Annotated in this window: 15 protein-coding genes; 10 read left to right on the top strand and 5 right to left on the bottom strand. The window is 61.4% G+C overall.

What is annotated here, in order from left to right:
- Window positions 1–2: 2 nt before the first annotated feature.
- The 3 genes from mmsB to chvE form a co-directional block, all read right to left on the bottom strand.
- Window positions 3–1,217, bottom strand: a complete 1,215-nt coding sequence (gene mmsB, locus ACL9RI_RS18860; RefSeq protein ID WP_422728036.1) for a multiple monosaccharide ABC transporter permease — start codon at window positions 1,215–1,217, stop codon at window positions 3–5.
- On the bottom strand, window positions 1,207–2,751 hold the full coding sequence (gene mmsA, locus ACL9RI_RS18855; RefSeq protein WP_422728035.1) for a multiple monosaccharide ABC transporter ATP-binding protein: 1,545 nt from the start codon (window positions 2,749–2,751) through the stop codon (window positions 1,207–1,209). The genes mmsB and mmsA overlap by 11 nt, the downstream gene beginning before the upstream one ends.
- A 69-nt stretch (window positions 2,752–2,820) precedes the next feature.
- On the bottom strand, window positions 2,821–3,843 hold the full coding sequence (gene chvE, locus ACL9RI_RS18850) for a multiple monosaccharide ABC transporter substrate-binding protein (protein ID WP_422728129.1): 1,023 nt from the start codon (window positions 3,841–3,843) through the stop codon (window positions 2,821–2,823).
- A 407-nt stretch (window positions 3,844–4,250) separates the two neighbouring features.
- Here chvE and ACL9RI_RS18845 point away from each other — a divergent pair, with 407 nt between their 5' ends.
- The 3 genes from ACL9RI_RS18845 to ACL9RI_RS18835 all read left to right on the top strand — a co-directional run bounded on the left by ACL9RI_RS18845 (window position 4,251) and on the right by ACL9RI_RS18835 (window position 7,826).
- Window positions 4,251–5,990 carry an IlvD/Edd family dehydratase gene (locus ACL9RI_RS18845; RefSeq protein ID WP_422728034.1) on the top strand — a complete coding sequence of 580 codons (1,740 nt, stop codon included), beginning with the start codon at window positions 4,251–4,253 and terminating at the stop codon, window positions 5,988–5,990.
- Between the two features lie 9 nt (window positions 5,991–5,999).
- Window positions 6,000–6,992, top strand: coding sequence for an AraD1 family protein (gene araD1 / locus ACL9RI_RS18840; RefSeq protein ID WP_422728033.1), 993 nt, complete (start codon window positions 6,000–6,002; stop codon window positions 6,990–6,992).
- 66 nt (window positions 6,993–7,058) lie between these two features.
- Complete coding sequence (locus ACL9RI_RS18835) at window positions 7,059–7,826, top strand: SDR family NAD(P)-dependent oxidoreductase (RefSeq protein ID WP_422728032.1); 768 nt, start codon at window positions 7,059–7,061, stop codon at window positions 7,824–7,826.
- Here the strand turns inward: ACL9RI_RS18835 and ACL9RI_RS18830 are convergent.
- Window positions 7,823–8,764, bottom strand: a complete 942-nt coding sequence (locus tag ACL9RI_RS18830) for a LysR family transcriptional regulator (RefSeq protein WP_422728031.1) — start codon at window positions 8,762–8,764, stop codon at window positions 7,823–7,825. The genes ACL9RI_RS18835 and ACL9RI_RS18830 overlap by 4 nt on opposite strands.
- Before the next feature lie 152 nt (window positions 8,765–8,916).
- On the opposite strand from ACL9RI_RS18830, the gene ACL9RI_RS18825 reads away from it, so the two are divergent.
- The 6 genes from ACL9RI_RS18825 to ACL9RI_RS18800 all read left to right on the top strand — a co-directional run bounded on the left by ACL9RI_RS18825 (window position 8,917) and on the right by ACL9RI_RS18800 (window position 15,187).
- A complete protein-coding gene (locus ACL9RI_RS18825) occupies window positions 8,917–9,918 on the top strand; it encodes a 2-dehydro-3-deoxygalactonokinase (RefSeq protein ID WP_422728030.1) in 1,002 nt (333 codons plus the stop codon).
- Between the two features lie 15 nt (window positions 9,919–9,933).
- Entirely contained in the window at window positions 9,934–11,658 is a 1,725-nt protein-coding gene (gene araD / locus ACL9RI_RS18820) for an L-arabinonate dehydratase (protein ID WP_422728029.1), read from the top strand.
- A 38-nt stretch (window positions 11,659–11,696) separates the two neighbouring features.
- Window positions 11,697–12,344 (top strand): bifunctional 2-keto-4-hydroxyglutarate aldolase/2-keto-3-deoxy-6-phosphogluconate aldolase, encoded by a 648-nt coding sequence (locus tag ACL9RI_RS18815; protein WP_422728028.1) that lies wholly within the window; start codon window positions 11,697–11,699, stop codon window positions 12,342–12,344.
- A gap of 48 nt (window positions 12,345–12,392) precedes the next feature.
- A complete protein-coding gene (locus ACL9RI_RS18810) occupies window positions 12,393–12,815 on the top strand; it encodes a CoA-binding protein (RefSeq protein WP_422728027.1) in 423 nt (140 codons plus the stop codon).
- Window positions 12,812–13,654, top strand: a complete 843-nt coding sequence (locus ACL9RI_RS18805) for a PPK2 family polyphosphate kinase (RefSeq protein ID WP_422728026.1) — start codon at window positions 12,812–12,814, stop codon at window positions 13,652–13,654. The genes ACL9RI_RS18810 and ACL9RI_RS18805 overlap by 4 nt, the downstream gene beginning before the upstream one ends.
- 78 nt (window positions 13,655–13,732) lie before the next feature.
- The gene (locus ACL9RI_RS18800; RefSeq protein ID WP_422728025.1) at window positions 13,733–15,187 is read left to right on the top strand and encodes an NAD-dependent succinate-semialdehyde dehydrogenase; all 1,455 of its coding nucleotides are present in this window, start codon (window positions 13,733–13,735) and stop codon (window positions 15,185–15,187) included.
- Here the strand turns inward: ACL9RI_RS18800 and ACL9RI_RS18795 are convergent, their stop codons facing one another.
- Window positions 15,188–16,351, bottom strand: a complete 1,164-nt coding sequence (locus ACL9RI_RS18795) for a poly(3-hydroxybutyrate) depolymerase (protein WP_422728024.1) — start codon at window positions 16,349–16,351, stop codon at window positions 15,188–15,190. It lies immediately after the preceding gene.
- Window positions 16,352–16,540: 189 nt separating this feature from the next.
- Here ACL9RI_RS18795 and ACL9RI_RS18790 point away from each other — a divergent pair, with 189 nt between their 5' ends.
- Window positions 16,541–17,143, top strand: coding sequence for a glutathione peroxidase (locus ACL9RI_RS18790; RefSeq protein WP_422728023.1), 603 nt, complete (start codon window positions 16,541–16,543; stop codon window positions 17,141–17,143).
- The last annotated feature ends 22 nt before the right edge of the window (window positions 17,144–17,165 follow it).

Below are 17,165 nucleotides of genomic sequence, written 5' to 3'. Positions count from 1 at the left end.
GCCTATTTGTTTTTGTTGATCACATCGACAAACACGGCCGCCAGCAAGACCAGGCCCTTGATCACTTGCTGGTAGTCGATGCCGATGCCCATGATGGACATACCGTTGTTCATCACGCCCATGATGAAGGCGCCAATCACCGCGCCCATCACCTTTCCGACGCCGCCTGACGCCGAGGCGCCGCCGATAAAGCAGGCGGCGATCACGTCCAGTTCGAAACCGGTGCCCGCTTTCGGCGTGGCGGTATTCAGGCGGGCAGCGAAGATCAGGCCGGCCAGTGCGGCCAGCATGCCCATGTTGACGAAGGTGTAGAAGCTGACCCGCTCCGTTTTGATGCCGGACAGGCGCGCCGCTTTTTCATTACCGCCGACGGCATATACGCGGCGTCCCAATACGGTGCGGTTGGTAACAAAGGTGTAGGCGACGATCAGCACCGACATCACGGCCAGCACATTCGGAAAACCGCGGTAGGAGGCCAGCAGATAACTGAAATACACCATCACGCCAGCAAACACGCCATTCTTGAGCAGGAAAAAAGCACGCGGTTCGTTTTCCATGCCATGCCGCAGCTGCTTGGCGCGGCTGCGCAGCGACGTGAAGATCAGCGCAGCGGCAGCGGCCACGCCCAGCAGCAGCGACAGGCCACGCAAGTTATCGCCGCCGAACGGGTCCGGTAAAAAGCCGGAACTGAGCATCTGAAAGCCGGGCGGGAAGGGACCGACCGACTGGCCCGCCAGCAGTGCCAGCGTCAAGCCCTTGAACACCAGCATGCCAGCCAGGGTAACGATGAAGGAGGGGATCCTGAAGAAGGCGATGAAATACCCTTGCGCGCCGCCGATGATGGCGCCGGCGACCAGGCAGATCACGCTGGCGGCGACAAAATTCATGTCGTAGTTGACGATCAGGACCGCCGCCAGCGCGCCGACGAAGCCGACCACGGAACCGACCGACAAATCGATATGGCCGGCCACGATCACCATCAGCATACCCAGCGCCATGATGACGATATAGCTGTTTTGCAGCACCAGGTTGGTCAGGTTCAGGGGCTGCATCAAGGTGCCGCCGGTCATGTACTCGAAAAAGCCCATGATGACGATCAACGACAGCAGCATGCCGTAGTCGCGCATATTATTTTTCAAGAAGCCGGCATAGTTGCGCGCGGGCGCCGCTGCTTCGGGCGCGGGCGTGATCGGCGCGCTGGCGATTTTAGTGTTCATTCTGATTGTCTCCGTGTGTAACGATGGCGCGCATGATTTTTTCCTGCGTCGCTTCGGCCGCGCTCAGTTCGGCGGCGAACCTGCCTTCATTCATGACGTAAATCCGGTCGCACATGCCCAGCAATTCCGGCATTTCCGATGAAATCATGACGATGCATTTGCCCTCGGCCGCCAGCTCGTTGATGATGCTGTAGATTTCATACTTGGCGCCGACATCGATGCCGCGGCTTGGTTCGTCGAGGATCAGGATGTCGGGCCGCGAAAACAGCCACTTGGCCAGCACCACTTTCTGCTGGTTGCCGCCAGACAGGTTGACGACTTTCTGCAGGATGCTGGAGCAGCGGATTTTCAGCTTGCGGCGGAACTCTTCGGCCACGCCAAACTCGCGCGCCTCGTCGATCACCAGGTGTTTCGACACGGCGCCCAGGTTGGCCAGGCTGGTGTTTTTCTTGATGTCTTCTTCCAGGATCAGGCCCAGTCCCTTGCGGTCTTCCGTAACGTAGGCCAGGCCGTGCGCGATCGCCTTGCCGATCGAGCTGACATCGATTTCCACGCCGTTTTTTAATACCGTGCCGCTGATGCGCTGGCCGTAAGAGCGGCCGAAAATACTCATCGCCAGTTCGGTGCGGCCAGAACCCATCAAGCCGGCGATGCCGATGACTTCGCCTTTTTTTGCCTGCAGATTGATGCCCTTGATGACGGCGCGCTCCGCATGCTCCGGGTGGAACACGCGCCAGTCGCGCACCTCGAAAATGGTGTCGCCGATGACGGGCGTGCGCGGTGGATAGCGGTCGGCCATTTCGCGCCCGACCATTTTCTCGATAATGCGGTCTTCGCTGACCTGCTCTGCGCGGCAATCGAAACTGTCCACGGTATTACCGTCGCGCAGCACTGTAATCGCATCGGCCACGCGCGAGATTTCATTGAGCTTGTGTGAAATCAGGATAGACGCGATGCCTTGCTGCTTCAGGCCCAGCAACAGGGTCAGCAGCGCGTCGCTGTCGTTTTCGTTCAGGCTGGCGGTCGGCTCGTCGAGGATCAGCAGCTTGACGTCCTTGCATAGCGCCTTGGCGATTTCAATCAATTGCTGCTTGCCGACGCCCAGTTTGTTGACCAGCGTGTCGGGCGACTCCTTCAAGCCGACCTTGTGCAGCAGTTCGCGGGTCTTCGCTTGCGCGTACTCCCAGTCGATGACGCCGTTCTTGGCTGGCTCGTTGCCAAGGAAGATATTCTCGGCGATCGACAGCAGCGGCACCAGCGCCAGTTCCTGGTGGATGATGATGATGCCGATTTCCTCGCTATCCTTGATGCCGCGAAATTGCCGGGTCTGGCCCTGGTAATCGATGTCGCCGCTATAGCTGCCGTGGCCATACACGCCGCTCAGCACTTTCATCAGGGTGGATTTGCCGGCGCCATTCTCGCCAACGATGGCGTGGATCTCGCCGCTGCGCACCCGCAGATTGACGTTGTCGAGCGCAACCACCCCCGGAAACGTCTTGCGTATCCCGCGCATTTCCAGGATCGTGTTCGTCATATAAACCTCTCTGGCAAGGTGGGGCATCAGCGATGACGCCCCACCTTGCTGCAGTCTGTCGCTGTATTTTTATTTGACTTGCGCTTCGGTGTAATAACCGCTGCCAGTGACCAGAACCTGCTTCCAGTTCGCCTTGTCGACGATGACCGGCTTGAGCAGATAGGAAGGCACCACCTTGACGCCATTGTTATAGGTCTTGGTGTCGTTGACGGCCGGCGTTTTGCCGCTCAACATGGCGTCGACCATATTGGCCGTCACTTTCGCCAGCTCGCGCGTATCTTTGAAGACGGTCGATGCCTGTTCGCCACGGATGATCGATTTGACCGAGGGGATTTCCGCATCCTGGCCCGTCACGATGGGGAAGGGCTGTTGCGGCGTGCCATAGCCGACGCCTTTCAGTGACGACAGAATCCCGATGCTCAGACCGTCGTACGGCGACAGCACCGCATCGACGCGGGCATTGCCGTAATAGGCGCTCAGCAGATTATCCATGCGGGCCTGCGCCACCGCGCCATCCCAGCGCAAGGTGGCCACCTTGTCCATGCCCATCTGCTTCGAGCGCACCACCAGCTTGCCCTTGTCGATATACGGTTTCAGCACCGACATGGCGCCGTTGTAAAAGAAGTGGGCATTGTTGTCGTCGGCCGAACCGCCGAACAATTCGATATTGAACGGACCCTTGCCTTCCTTCAGGTGCAGCGCGCTTTCGATGTAGCCGGCCTGCAGCACGCCGACCTGGAAGTTGTCGAAGGTGGCGTAATAATCGATGTTCGGCGTGCCGCGTATCAGGCGGTCATAGGAAATCACCTTGATGCCCTTGTCGGATGCTTTTTTCAGTACGTCAGAGAGGGTGGTGCCATCGATCGCGGCGATCACCAGCACCTTGGCGCCCTTGGTGATCATGTTTTCCACTTGCGCCAGCTGGTTCGGGATATCGTCGTCGGCGAATTGCAGGTCGGTCTTGTAGCCGCGTTCCTTGAATACCTTGACCATATTGTCGCCGTCGGCGATCCAGCGCATCGACGATTTGGTCGGCATTGAAATGCCGATCGCGCCCTTGTCGGCGGCGCTGGCCAGCGGTGCGATTGCCATGCCGGCCAATACCAGGCTGCCGATCAGCATTTTCATGGTTGTTTTCATTTCAGGTCTCCACCTTCTCTGATTGTTGGTTTGGATGCTGCTGTCTGTCGCGTCCTCTATCGGGATTCGTCATGCCACGCGATGGCTGATACTAAATTGTCCACAGATATCTTTCTAATGACTTTTAAACGTTATCAGATATCGAAACGGATATCGGCGCGGTAATCCCGGCCATAACAGTCCCAGCGTACACGCCATGGACGTTTTCAGGTCTAAAAGTCCTCATATTGATATCGGATTGAATATCAAATACCAATAAAAATTGATTAGAAAGATATCAATAGACACTTTATATTCTTGCCATCCCGTCGCAGTGGTTTTGACGTTGCGCAGCATCAAATAGCAAAGGAAGCATCAGCATGTCCGAAAAGAAAAAAATCGAGCTGCGTTCGGCACAGTGGTTTGGCACGCAGGACAAGAACGGTTTCATGTACCGCAGCTGGATGAAGAACCAGGGCATTCCCGACCATGAATTCCAGGGCAAACCGATCATCGGCATTTGCAATACCTGGTCCGAACTGACGCCGTGCAATGGACACTTCCGCAAGCTGGCCGAACACGTCAAGCGGGGCATCCTGGAAGCGGGCGGTTTTCCGGTCGAGTTTCCCGTGTTTTCCAACGGCGAATCGAATCTGCGGCCGACCGCAATGCTGACCCGTAACCTCGCTTCCATGGATGTCGAGGAGTCGATCCGCGGCAACCCCATGGATGCGGTAGTGCTGCTGGTGGGCTGCGACAAGACCACGCCGGCGCTGCTGATGGGCGCCGCCAGCTGCGACATCCCGACCATCGTGGTGTCCGGCGGGCCGATGTTGAACGGCAAGCTCGACGGCAAGGACATCGGCTCCGGCACGGCCGTGTGGCAGTTGCACGAAGCCGTCAAGGCGGGTTCCATCACCATGCACCAGTTCATGGCGGCCGAATCGGGCATGTCGCGCTCGGCCGGCACCTGCAACACCATGGGCACGGCGTCGACCATGGCCTGCATGGCCGAGGCGCTGGGCACTTCGCTGCCGCACAATGCGGCGATTCCGGCCGTCGATTCGCGGCGCTACATCCTGGCCCATATGTCGGGCATCCGCATCGTGGAAATGGTGTGGGAAGACTTGCGACTGTCGAAGGTGCTGACGCGTGCGGCGTTTGAAAACGCCATCCGCGTCAACGCGGCCATCGGCGGCTCGACCAATGCAGTGATCCATTTGAAGGCGATTGCCGGGCGCATCGGCGTGCCGCTGGAACTGGAAGACTGGACCCGTATTGGCAAGGGCACGCCGACGATTGTCGACATGCTGCCGTCGGGCCGCTTCCTGATGGAGGAATTTTATTATGCGGGCGGCTTGCCGGGCGTGATACGCCGCCTGGGTGAAGCTGGCCTGCTGCCGCACCAGGATGCGCTGACCGTCAATGGCAAGACGCTGTGGGACAACTGTCTCGATGCGCCTGTGTATAACGATGAAGTTATCCGCAGGCTGGAGCAGCCTCTGATCGCCGATGGGGGTATCTGCATCTTGCGCGGCAACCTGGCGCCGCGCGGCGCCGTGCTGAAACCATCGGCCGCCTCGCCGGAACTGATGCAGCACCGGGGCCGGGCCGTGGTGTTCGAAGATTTCGATCACTACAAGCAGCGGATCATGGACCCCGAGCTCGAGGTCGACGCCAGCTCGGTGCTGGTGATGAAAAATTGCGGTCCCAAGGGGTATCCCGGCATGGCCGAAGTGGGCAATATGGGGCTGCCGCCCAAGCTGCTGGCGCAGGGCGTCAAGGACATGGTGCGCATTTCGGATGCGCGCATGAGCGGCACGGCCTACGGCACGGTGGTGCTGCACGTGGCGCCGGAAGCGGCCGCCGGCGGCCCGCTGGCCATCGTGCGCGACGGCGACTACATCAGCCTCGATTGCGATGGCGGTATTTTGAACCTCGACATCAGCGATGACGAACTGGTCAGCCGCATGGCGGCACGCCCGGTGCCGCCGGCCATGCCATTCCAGAACGGCTACCAGCAGCTGTATATCGAACGCGTGCTGCAAGCCGATGAAGGCTGCGACTTCGATTTCCTGGTCGGCCAGCGCGGCGCTGCCGTACCCAAACATTCGCATTAAGGACTCACTATGCTGCTCGTTCAATTCATCGACCCGCAAGGCCGGCGCAGAGTCGGCGTACTGGAACAGGAACAGATTCGCGTCCTCGATGGCCATGACACCACCTATGCGCTGGTGTGCGCCGCCATCGCCGCCAACACGGGCCTGGAAAAACTGGCAACCGCCTTGCTGGGCCAGGCACGTTACCGTTTTGAAGAAATCGCTGCCGCTGGCGGCGTGCTCACTCCGCTGGACCATCCCGACGACGCCCATTGCCATGTCACCGGCACCGGCCTGACCCATCTGGGCAGCGCCGATACGCGCGACGCCATGCACCAGAAAATCGGCGGCGATGCGGCTGCGCTGAGCGACAGCATGCAGATGTTCCGCCTGGGCGTGGAAGGCGGCAAGCCGCCGGCCGGCCAGCGCGGCGTGCAGCCGGAATGGTTTTACAAGGGCGATGGCAGCATCGTCCAGGCCAGCGGCCAGGCTTTGGCCATGCCCGCCTTTTCGCTCGACGGCGGTGAAGAGCCGGAAATCGCCGGCCTGTATGTGATCGGCGACGATGGCCAGCCCTACCGCGCCGGCTACGCCATTGGCAACGAGTTTTCCGACCATATCACCGAGCGGCAGAATTATCTGTACCTGGCCCATTCCAAATTGCGCGCCTGCGGCCTGGGGCCCGCGCTGCTGGTCGGCGACCTGCCGTACCACGTGGCCGGCATCTCGCGCATCTATGACAAACAAGGTGCACTGCGCTGGGAAAAACCGTTCCTGAGCGGCGAACAGAATATGTCGCACAGCATCGCCAACCTGGAATACCACCATTTCAAGTATCCGCTGTTTCGCCGTCCCGGCGACGTGCACATCCATTTCTTTGGCACCGCGACCCTGAGTTTTGCCGATGGTATTGCCGTGGAGGCCGGTGATACCTATGAAATCGAGGTTCCGGCCTTTGGCCCGGCCTTGCGCAACACGCTGGCCGTGCAGGCCGATGCCACTAGCGCGGTGATCGCCTTGTGAGCAGGTGCTGCAGGGCTGGCGCCACCGCGATGGCATACTGAACAAAAAATGAAAACAGGAGACAGCATGGCCAATATCAGCAGCTACGGCAGCTTGCGTGGAAAAAACGTATTCATCACCGGCGGCGGCAGCGGTATCGGCGAAGCACTGGTCGCCAATTTTGCGGCACAGGGCGCGCGCGTGGCGTTTGTCGATATCGCCAGGGAGGCCAGCATCGCCCTGTGCGAACGGCTGCAGGCGGCCGGCTTGCCCGTGCCGCTGTTTCGCCACTGCGACATCACCGATATCGCCGATCTGCAGCGCGTGATGGCCGAATTGGCGCAGGCGCTGGGCGACTTCGATGTGCTGGTCAACAATGCCGCCAACGACCAGCGCCACCGGCTGGAAGACGTCACCGTCGATGACTGGAACGAGCGCGTGGCGATCAACCAGCGGCCCATGTTTTTCACTTGCCAGTCGGTGCTGGCCGGGATGAAGCGCAAGGGCGGCGGCGCCATCATCAATCTCAGTTCGATTTCATGGCATATCAAGGGCGGCGGCTACCCGGCCTATGCGGCCTCGAAAGCGGCGGTGGTGGGCTTGACGCGCGGCCTGGCGCGCGACCTGGGCCAGCATAATATCCGCGTCAATACCGTCACGCCGGGCTGGGTCATGACGCAACGCCAGCTCGACCTGTGGGTGGACGAGGCGGCTGAAATCGAGATCGCCAAAAACCAGTGCCTGCCGGGCAAGCTGATGCCCGACCATATTGCGGCCATGGTGCTGTTCCTGGCGGCCGACGACAGCGCCATGTGCACGGCCCAGGAGTTTATCGTCGACGCGGGCTGGAGCTAGTAGATTTCCTTGGCGGCCACGCGGATTGCGTCGAGCATTACCTTCGCGCCGGGCGACAATAAATGGCTGCGACGCGTGATGATGCCGAAGGCGTCCATGCGGCAGGGCAGTTCGATCGGCAGGATGCTGAGGATATTGAGCGATACGTAATAGCGCGCCACTTCGACCGGCATCACGTGCAGGCTGTCGGTGTGCTGCAGCAGCGCGGTGGTCAGCAGCAGGGCGGTGGTGTCGACCACATTGACGGGAGGCGGCAAGCCGGCGCCACGGAACATCATGTCGCAGCGGTGGCGCAGCACGCTGCCTGGCGGCGGCAGGATCCACGCAGCGCCGGCGATGGCCTGCAAATCCAGGCCGTGCGCGCTGGCCAGCGGATGGCCGACGCGCGCCACCGCGCACACCGGCTCTTCGGCCAGTTCTTCGTACTGCAGGTCGGCATCGGGCTGTTCTTCGAGGATGCGGCCGACCATGAAGTCCAGGCTGCCGCGCCGCAAGCGTTCCAGCAGGATGTTGCTCGTTTCCATCTGCACGCCGATGCGCAGCAAGGGGGCGTTTTGCTTGACGCGGGAAATCGCCCGCGGCATCAGCGACATGCTGGGCGCCATGATGATGCCGACATCGACCTGGCCGGACAGGCCCGCTTTCAGCGCCACGATATCGTCATGTGCCAGCGACAGGCTGGTCAGCGCCATGCGCGCGTGGCGGATCATGGTTTCGCCATAAATGGTCGGGCGCATGCCGCGCGGCAGGCGGTCGAACAGCTCGACGCCGAGCATGTCTTCCAGGTCTTTCAACTGTTTCGACGCGGCCGGCTGCGTCATGTTCAACTCGTCGGCGGCGCGGTGGATATTGCGTTGCTCGTCGAGTGCGATGAGCAGCAAGAGTTGCCGCGTTTTCAGGCGGGCCTTTAAAAACCAGTTCGGGTTGGGCGTGTCCATGCCACAAATAGTAGCAGGATCTCATATCAAAATCGATATCGAAATCCATGAATAATTGATTGGTAAGATATTAGTCGCCCCTTTACCATGAGACTTCTTGCTCCTTTGATAGCTGTTTTTTGGCCTGCCGCCCACTTTCAATACTGACACTCATGCATATCGTCACCATCGATGCCGGCACCACCAATACCCGCAGTTCGCTATGGACCGATGGCAGGCTGGTAGCCCAGGCCCAGGTCGAAGTGGGCGTGCGCGACAACGCCATCGCCGGCAATAAATATGCCTTGAAGCAGGCGGTGCGCGACACCATCGCCGGCGCGCTGGCGCAAGCCGGCGTCGAGCCGGCCCAGGTGACCCTGGCGCTGGCGTCCGGCATGATCACCTCCGCTTTGGGCTTGCTGGAAGTGTCCCATGTACCCGCACCGGCCGGCATCGAACAGCTGGCGCAGGGGATGGTGCAACTGCGGATGCCGGAAGTGTTTTTACAGCCGCTGTGGCTGGTGCCCGGCGTGCGCAACCAGACGGGCAGCGTCGGTTTGCACAATCTCGAAGCGATGGACATGATGCGCGGCGAGGAAAGCGAAACCATCGGCCTGCTCGACCGCTTGCAATTGACGGGGCGCGCCATGCTGATCATGCCCGGTTCGCATACCAAGCTGGTCAGCGTGGACGAGCAAGGCCGCATCGCCGGCTGCGCCACTACGCTGGCGGGCGAACTGCTGCAGGCGATCACCCAGCACACCCTGATCAGCCCAACCCTGGAAGCAGGTTTTGCGCACGAACTGGCGCCACAGATGGTGCTCGCTGGCGCTGCCGCCGCACAAAAGACGGGGCTGGCGCGGGCCTGTTTCAGCGTGCGCACCCTGGGCCAGTTCACCGATGTCGAGCGCAATGAGCGCGCCAATTTCCTGCTCGGCGCAGTACTGAGCGGCGACTTGCTGGCATTGAAAAATAGCAGCGCGATCCAGATGCGGCCCGATACGCCCATCGTCATTACCGGCAAACCCATGCTGCGCCAGGCACTGGCCCTGCTGATCGAAGAAAACGGTTTTTTCTATGGCAAGCGCATCGTCGTCAGCGACGAACAGCAAGCCGGCATGGCTGGCTATGGCGCCATGCTGATCGCCCGTGAGCGCGGCCTGCCTCCCCACTAAAAATACAGAGACATCATGACCACAGCCAAACGCCCGCTCCGTTCGCACGCCTGGTTCGGCGGCGATGACAAAGACAGTTTTATCCACCGCAGCTGGATGAAGAACCAGGGTTATCCCAGCGATTCCTTTGATGGCCGGCCCGTGATCGGCATCTGCAATACCTGGTCGGAACTGACGCCTTGCAATGGCCATTTCCGCGAGCTGGCCGAATGCGTCAAGCGCGGCGTGCTGGAAGCGGGCGGTTTTCCCGTCGAATTTCCGGCCATGTCGCTCGGTGAATCGAATTTGCGGCCGACCGCCATGCTGTTCCGTAACCTGGCCAGCATGGATGTCGAAGAATCGATACGCGGTAATCCCATCGATGGCGTAGTGCTGCTGACCGGCTGCGACAAGACCACGCCCGCCTTGCTGATGGGCGCGGCCAGCGTGGATCTGCCCACCATCGTGCTGTCCGGCGGGCCTATGTTGAATGGCAATTACCGTGGCAAGCCGATAGGTTCCGGCACCGATGTGTGGAAATTTTCGGAAGATGTACGGGCCGGCCGCATGACCCTGGAGCAGTTCAAGCAAGCCGAATCGTGCATGTCGCGCTCGACCGGCCATTGCATGACGATGGGGACGGCGTCCACCATGGCCAGCATGGTCGAAGCGCTGGGCGTGACCTTGCCCGGCAACGCGGCCATTCCGGCGGTCGATGCGCGGCGCAAGCTGCAGGCGCAGCTGACGGGACGGCGCGTGGTCGGCATGGTGCATGAAGATTTAAAGCTGTCGCAGGTGCTGACCAGGCAAGCGTTTGAAAACGCCATCATGGTCAATGGCGCCATCGGCGGCTCGACCAACGCGGTGGTGCATCTGTTGGCGATCGCCGGGCGCATTGGCGTTGACCTGAGCCTGGCCGACTGGGACCGGCTGGGGCGCGACGTGCCTTGCCTGCTGAACCTGATGCCATCGGGCCAATACCTGATGGAAGATTTTTATTATGCCGGTGGTTTGCCGGTGATCATGCGCGACTTGCTGGGCAAGCTGCATGGCGAGGCGCTGACCGTCACCGGCGCCAGCGTGGCGGTCAACGTGGCCGACGCTGAAAACCACAATCCCGAGGTGATTACGCCCTTGCTGCAGCCTTTCAAGGACGAGGGCGGCATCGCTGTCTTGCGCGGCAACCTGTCGCCGCGCGGCGCCATCATCAAGCCGTCCGCCGCCTCGCCGGCACTGATGCAGCATCGCGGCCGCGCGGTGGTGTTCAACAGCATCGAGCATTACAAGGAGCGCATTGACGACCTTGAGCTCGATATCGACGCCAGCTGCGTGATGGTGCTGCAAAACTGCGGCCCGAAAGGCTATCCCGGCATGGCCGAAGTGGGCAATATGGGGCTGCCGAAAAAACTGCTGGCGCTGGGCGTGAGCGACATGGTGCGCATTTCGGATGCGCGCATGAGCGGCACCGCCTACGGCACCGTGGTGCTGCACGTGGCGCCGGAGGCGGCGATGGGCGGTCCGCTGGCGCTGGTGCGCGATGGCGACATGATCGAACTGGACGTGCATGGGCGGCGTCTGCACCTGGACGTCAGCGACGAGGAGCTGGCGCGCCGCAAGCAGCAGTGGAGCGCGCCGGAACCGGCCATGCGCGGCGGCTACCAGGCCATGTACATCAAGCACGTGACGCAGGCCGACGAGGGCGCCGACCTCGATTTCCTGGTCGGCTGCCGTGGTTCGGCCGTGCCGCGCGAATCGCATTGACAGCTGCACTGACATCGTTAGAAAGAGAGAGACCCGCCATGTTAAAACACGCCATCTTCCAGGGTATCGTGCAGCGGCGCATGGTCGGCATCGTGCGCGCCGGCAGTGCCGATATCGCGCTGGGCATTGCCGAAGCCTGCATCGCCGGCGGCATCACCGCGCTGGAAGTGGCGTTCACCACGCCCGGCACGCTGGACGTCATCAGGACGCTGCGCCAGCGCCATGGCGACGGGGTACTGCTGGGCGCCGGCACCGTGCTCGATCCGGAAACGGCCCGGCTGGCGATCCTGGCGGGCGCCCAGTTCATCATTTCACCGGGCCTCAATGTCGACACCATCCGTCTATGCCAGCGCTACCAGGTGCTGGCGATGCCCGGCGTGATGACGCCGACGGAAATCGTCACCGCGCTCGAAGCGGGCGCCGACATCATCAAGATCTTCCCGGCCGAGATGTTTGGCCCGGCCTATATCAAGGCGCTGGGTGCGCCGCTGCCGCATGCGCCGCTGATGCCGACCGGCGGCGTGACGGTGGATAACCTGGGCGAGTGGTTTGCCAGCGGCGCGCTGGTCGTCGGCATCGGCAGCAGCTTGAGCGGGCCGGGCGCCAGCGGCGATTTCGCGGCCGTCGAGGCGCGGGCCAGGGCCTTTGTCGCAGCGATGGAGAAGGTGCGCAGCACGCTGCCATAATCTGCTACGCTAGCCGGGCAATGTCGCACGCTTTTTTTTGATCACATCATGTCCAACATCGCCCGCATCCTGCAAGTCAGCCGCATCATCGCCATCGTCGGCATGTCCGACAAACCGGAACGCGCCAGCCACGAAGTGGCCGCCTACCTGATCGACCATGGCTACCGCGTACTGCCCGTCAATCCGGCCCTGGCCGGTAAAGAGGTGCTGGGCCAGCGCGCCTACGCCAGCCTGAGCGAGGCCGCTGATGCCGTGGCGCCCGCACGCATCGATATCGTCGATTGCTTCCGCAAATCGGCCGATATCGTGCCCATCGCCGAGGAAGCCATCGCCGTGAAAGCGGGTTGCTTGTGGCTGCAGCTGGACGTCATCAATGACGAAGCAGCGGCGCTGGCGCGCGCGGCGGGGCTGGCGGTAGTGATGGATCACTGCACAAAAATCGAGCACCGCAAGCTGGCGGTGGCGGCATGAAGGCGCGCACCCTGTTCCGCGCCCATAAAGACTTCGAGCTGAGTGAAGATTTCGCGGGCAAGCGCCTGCTGGGCGCCGCCACCAAGGCCGCCAACAAGAAGCTGACATCGGCCCAGTGCAAGGCGCTGGACCGCGAGGAAACGGTGGCGCTGACGGCGCAGATCGCCGAGTACCAGAGCATGCTGTACGCGCAGCGCAAGAAGAAGGTGCTGCTGGTCCTGCAGGGCATGGATACCTCGGGCAAGGATGGCACGGTGAAATCGATTTTTGCCAACATCAATCCGATGGGCATACGCGCCGTGGCGTTCAAGGGGCCGACCGATATCGAGCTGGCGCACGACTATCTGTGGCGCGTGCACCAGCATGTGCCGGTCAAGGGCGAGATCGCCATTTTTAATCGCAGCCATTATGAAGATGTGCTGATCACGAGCGTGCAGGACATGATCGACAAGCCGGAATGCCAGCGTCGCTATGGGCATATCCGCGATTTCGAGCGGATGCTGAGCGACACGGGCACCGTCATCCTGAAAATCTTCTTGCATATCTCGAAAGAGGAGCAGCGCGAACGGCTGCAGGAGCGGCTCGACGATCCCGACCGCCAGTGGAAATTCGATCCCAACGATATCGCCCAGCGCAAGAAGTGGGACGCCTACCAGCGCGCGTATGAAACGGCAATCCGCGAGACCGATGCCGGCCACGCGCCGTGGTATGTGGTGCCATCGAACTCCAAGACCCAGCGCAACCTGGCGGTGGCGACCCTGCTGCTGGAAACCTTGCAGGGCATGAAGTTGGCGTATCCGCCACCCGATGCAAAACTGTCCTCGTTCAAGGTGGAGTAGCCGTGTCGGAGGCCTGCAGGATCAGGTGGGCTGTGGCATAGTATCCCCCGTCAATGTGTAAACAGACCGGAGATGTATATGCTGCAATTGAACGATTCTTCCTTGCTGCGCCAGCAGGCGTACCTGAATGGCGCCTGGGTGGATGCCGACAGCGGCCAGACGTTTGACGTCACCAATCCTGCCACTGGCGAGACCATCGGCAGCGTGCCCCTGATGGGCGCCGCCGAGACGCGCCGCGCGATCGAAGCGGCCAATGCCGCCTGGCCAGCCTGGCGCAAGAAGAGCGCCAAGGAGCGCGCGGCCGTGCTGCGCCGCTGGTATGACCTGATCGTGGAAAACAGCGATGACCTGGCGTTGATCATGACGACCGAGCAGGGCAAGCCGCTGGCCGAAGCCAAGGGCGAAATCCAGTTCGGTTCGGCCTTCATCGAATGGTTCGCCGAGGAAGCCAAGCGCATTGCGGGCGACACCTTGCAGTCGCCGTGGGCGGACCGCCGCATCATCGTCACCAAGGAGCCGATCGGCGTGTGTGCCGCCATCACGCCCTGGAATTTCCCTTCTGCGATGATCACCCGCAAAGTTGGCCCGGCCCTGGCCGCTGGCTGCCCGATGGTCTTGAAACCGGCGGAATCGACGCCGTTTTCGGCGCTGGCGCTGGCCGTGCTGGCCGAGCGCGCAGGCGTGCCGGCCGGTGTGTTCAGCATCGTCACCGGTGCACCGAAAGAGATCGGTGGCGAGATGACCTCCAACCCCATCGTACGCAAGCTGACGTTTACGGGCTCGACCCAGGTCGGCCGTTTGCTGATGGAGCAATCGGCGCCGACGGTGAAAAAACTGTCGCTGGAACTGGGTGGCAATGCGGCCTTCATCGTGTTCGACGATGCCGACCTGGACGCTGCCATCGAAGGCGTGATGGCCTCGAAATACCGCAACGTGGGCCAGACCTGCATCTGCGCCAACCGCATCTATGTGCAGGACGGCGTGTACGAAGCGTTCGCCGAAAAACTGGTGGCGGCTGTCGGCAAGCTGAAGGTCGGCAATGGCGCGGAGGCGGGCACCACGCAAGGCCCGCTGATCGACGACAAGGCGGTGCAAAAGGTGGAAGCTTATGTGGCCGACGCGCTGGCCAAGGGCGGCCGTTTGCTGGCGGGCGGCAAGCGCCATGCGCTGGGCCACAGCTTTTTCGAGCCGACCGTGATTGCCGACATGACGAACGACATGCGCGTGGCGACCGAAGAAATCTTCGGCCCGCTGGCGCCGCTATTCCGCTTCAAGACCGACGATGAAGCCGTCGCCCTGGCCAACAACACGGAATTCGGCCTGGCCTCGTATTTCTATTCGCGCGATATCGGCCGTGTCTGGCGCGTGGCCGAAGGCCTGGAAACGGGCATGGTCGGCGTCAACACGGGTTTGATTTCCAACGAGGTCGCGCCCTTCGGCGGCGTCAAGCAATCGGGCCTGGGCCGCGAAGGGTCGACCTACGGCATGGATGATTATCTGGTCATCAAGTACATCTGCATGGGTGGCATCTGATTATTTCCTGGCTGTGCTTTTGACGGATAGCCGTGTGCCGCGCGCGGCGGCAAGGCGGTCAAGCATGCCCTTGACCGCCGCCATTTGCACGCTGCTCTTGGCATAGAAATCCGGCATCAGCTGGTTGTAGCTGGTGTAGCCCCAGAAGTCCCAGCAGCCTTTGGGATTGTAGGCGGGCGCCAGGCTGGCATTGGCTTGCGGATACAGCACGATGATCTTGTTGGTATCGGCCACTTCGTTATAGCCGGTGTGGGCATAGAACAGGTTGCCGATGGTTTCCGCGCCTTGCTGGCAGCCATGGAAGGCCACATGCACTTTGCAGCTTTGGCTATTGCATGCTTGCGGCACATAGGCGTAGGCGGTGCGGCTCATGCTCGACAGCGGACTATTGAGCCCCTTGATGAAGCTGGCCTGATTGAAGGCGATGATCTTGCCGCTCAAGCTGGTGGCCGGGGGATTGAGCGGGCCATAGATTTGCGTCAGGATGTCCTTGGCCTGGTCAATATTGCAATTATTGATGTACGGTGATTCGGTCAGCGGGCAAGCCGTGTCTTGCTTGCTGTCGGTGATGATGGCGTGGCCGGCACCGACGCTGGTGACATATTGGATCTGGCTGTCCGGCGTACCCGCCAACTGGTAAAAGGCGCGCGTCTGGTCGACCACGGCGGTGGTCACGGTGTTGTCCTGGGTGCCGCTGAAGAGATACACTTTTTGCCGCGCCAGGTTGCTGGTGGGGTCGATGGCGCCGGCGAGCGCGATATCTTGCGTGATTTTCCACAGGGTGCTCGACACCGGCGGCGAGACATTGTTTGCGCCCGGATTCATGCAGGTGGTGGTGGCGTTGATCAGGAATGGCGTGTACAGGCCGATGCTGGGCGCGCCGGAACAATAAAACGGACCGCCGGCCACGATGCCCGCGCCGACCACCGTGCCGGAGTAGGCGACGGCAAACTGCGCCGCCATGAAGGCGCCCGACGACAGGCCGGAAACGGATGTCTGGCTCAGGTCGGCCTGGTAGGCGGGCAGGGCGATGACATTGCCCGTGCTGGCCGCCGCAGTTTTTGTGGTGGCCGCGATGGCCGGCCGGGGCCATTGCGCCAGCAAGGCAAGGCTGATGGCCAGCAGGCCGGTGGTGCGTAGGGCAGCAGGGTAGTGCTTGGTCATGGGACTCTCCACGTGAGGGGTGAAAACAGGCTTGAGGGTCGAGCATAAGCAAAAAAGCAATCCTTTAGGCAAGTATTGAATATGGCTTGATGTCGCTCAAGGCGCAGTTGGGCTGCTACGGCACCCGCCGTCCTGCACGCATCGACGGTGTTTGGCATAGAATGATATTCTTTTATTCATGGTGCCCGCATGTCCAAGACCTTTGCCCAGCTGTTCGCTTTGACCGCCTTGTGCGCGGGCGCGACGATGGCCGTTTCCGCTTCCGCCGCCCAGCCTGCAACGGCTGCGCCAGCCGTCGCAGCGCCGGCCGCCTGCCCTGCCATCCTCAAGCAGACCTTCAACCGCCTGCAGGATGAAGCGCCGCAAAACCTGTGCCAGTACGCGGGCAAGGTCGTGCTGGTCGTCAATACCGCCAGCTATTGTGGTTTTACTAACCAGTACGAAGGCCTGGAGGCGATGTATGCCAAGTACGGCAGCAAGGGCCTGGTGGTGCTGGGTTTCCCATCGAATGACTTCGGCAAGCAGGAGCCGGGCAGCAGCAAGGAAATCGCCGATTTCTGCTACAACACCTATGGCGTGAAATTCCCCATGTTCTCGAAATCGGTGGTGTCCGGCCCGAATCCGAACCCGCTGTACGCGGAATTGATCAAGCTGACGGGCAAGGCCCCGGCCTGGAACTTCCATAAATACCTGATCGATCGCAACGGTAAAGTGGTCGAGAGCTTCCCCAGCAAGGTCACGCCGGACGACAAGAAACTGGTGGGTGCGGTAGAAAAAGCGCTGGCGATGTAAGCAGTATTGCACCATGCAAGCA

Source organism: Janthinobacterium sp. Mn2066 (assembly GCF_049319705.1).
GTDB lineage: Bacteria > Pseudomonadota > Gammaproteobacteria > Burkholderiales > Burkholderiaceae_D > Janthinobacterium.
Note: the sequence above shows the minus strand (reverse complement) of the source record. Positions and strands in the feature narration are given on the sequence as shown.

Excerpts from the sequence above, each read along its gene's own strand:
- ACL9RI_RS18795 (WP_422728024.1), bottom strand. The coding sequence starts at position 16,351 with ATGACCAAGCACTACCCTGCTGCCCTACGCACCACCGGCCTGCTGGCC.
- ACL9RI_RS18800 (WP_422728025.1), top strand. The coding sequence starts at position 13,733 with ATGCTGCAATTGAACGATTCTTCCTTGCTGCGCCAGCAGGCGTACCTG.
- ACL9RI_RS18835 (WP_422728032.1), top strand. The coding sequence starts at position 7,059 with ATGGCCAATATCAGCAGCTACGGCAGCTTGCGTGGAAAAAACGTATTC.
- ACL9RI_RS18815 (WP_422728028.1), top strand. The coding sequence starts at position 11,697 with ATGTTAAAACACGCCATCTTCCAGGGTATCGTGCAGCGGCGCATGGTC.
- araD (WP_422728029.1), top strand. The coding sequence starts at position 9,934 with ATGACCACAGCCAAACGCCCGCTCCGTTCGCACGCCTGGTTCGGCGGC.
- ACL9RI_RS18830 (WP_422728031.1), bottom strand. The coding sequence starts at position 8,764 with ATGGACACGCCCAACCCGAACTGGTTTTTAAAGGCCCGCCTGAAAACG.
- ACL9RI_RS18845 (WP_422728034.1), top strand. The coding sequence starts at position 4,251 with ATGTCCGAAAAGAAAAAAATCGAGCTGCGTTCGGCACAGTGGTTTGGC.
- ACL9RI_RS18790 (WP_422728023.1), top strand. The coding sequence starts at position 16,541 with ATGTCCAAGACCTTTGCCCAGCTGTTCGCTTTGACCGCCTTGTGCGCG.
- mmsA (WP_422728035.1), bottom strand. The coding sequence starts at position 2,751 with ATGACGAACACGATCCTGGAAATGCGCGGGATACGCAAGACGTTTCCG.
- ACL9RI_RS18810 (WP_422728027.1), top strand. The coding sequence starts at position 12,393 with ATGTCCAACATCGCCCGCATCCTGCAAGTCAGCCGCATCATCGCCATC.
- chvE (WP_422728129.1), bottom strand. The coding sequence starts at position 3,843 with ATGGCAATCGCACCGCTGGCCAGCGCCGCCGACAAGGGCGCGATCGGC.
- ACL9RI_RS18825 (WP_422728030.1), top strand. The coding sequence starts at position 8,917 with ATGCATATCGTCACCATCGATGCCGGCACCACCAATACCCGCAGTTCG.
- mmsB (WP_422728036.1), bottom strand. The coding sequence starts at position 1,217 with ATGAACACTAAAATCGCCAGCGCGCCGATCACGCCCGCGCCCGAAGCA.
- araD1 (WP_422728033.1), top strand. The coding sequence starts at position 6,000 with ATGCTGCTCGTTCAATTCATCGACCCGCAAGGCCGGCGCAGAGTCGGC.
- ACL9RI_RS18805 (WP_422728026.1), top strand. The coding sequence starts at position 12,812 with ATGAAGGCGCGCACCCTGTTCCGCGCCCATAAAGACTTCGAGCTGAGT.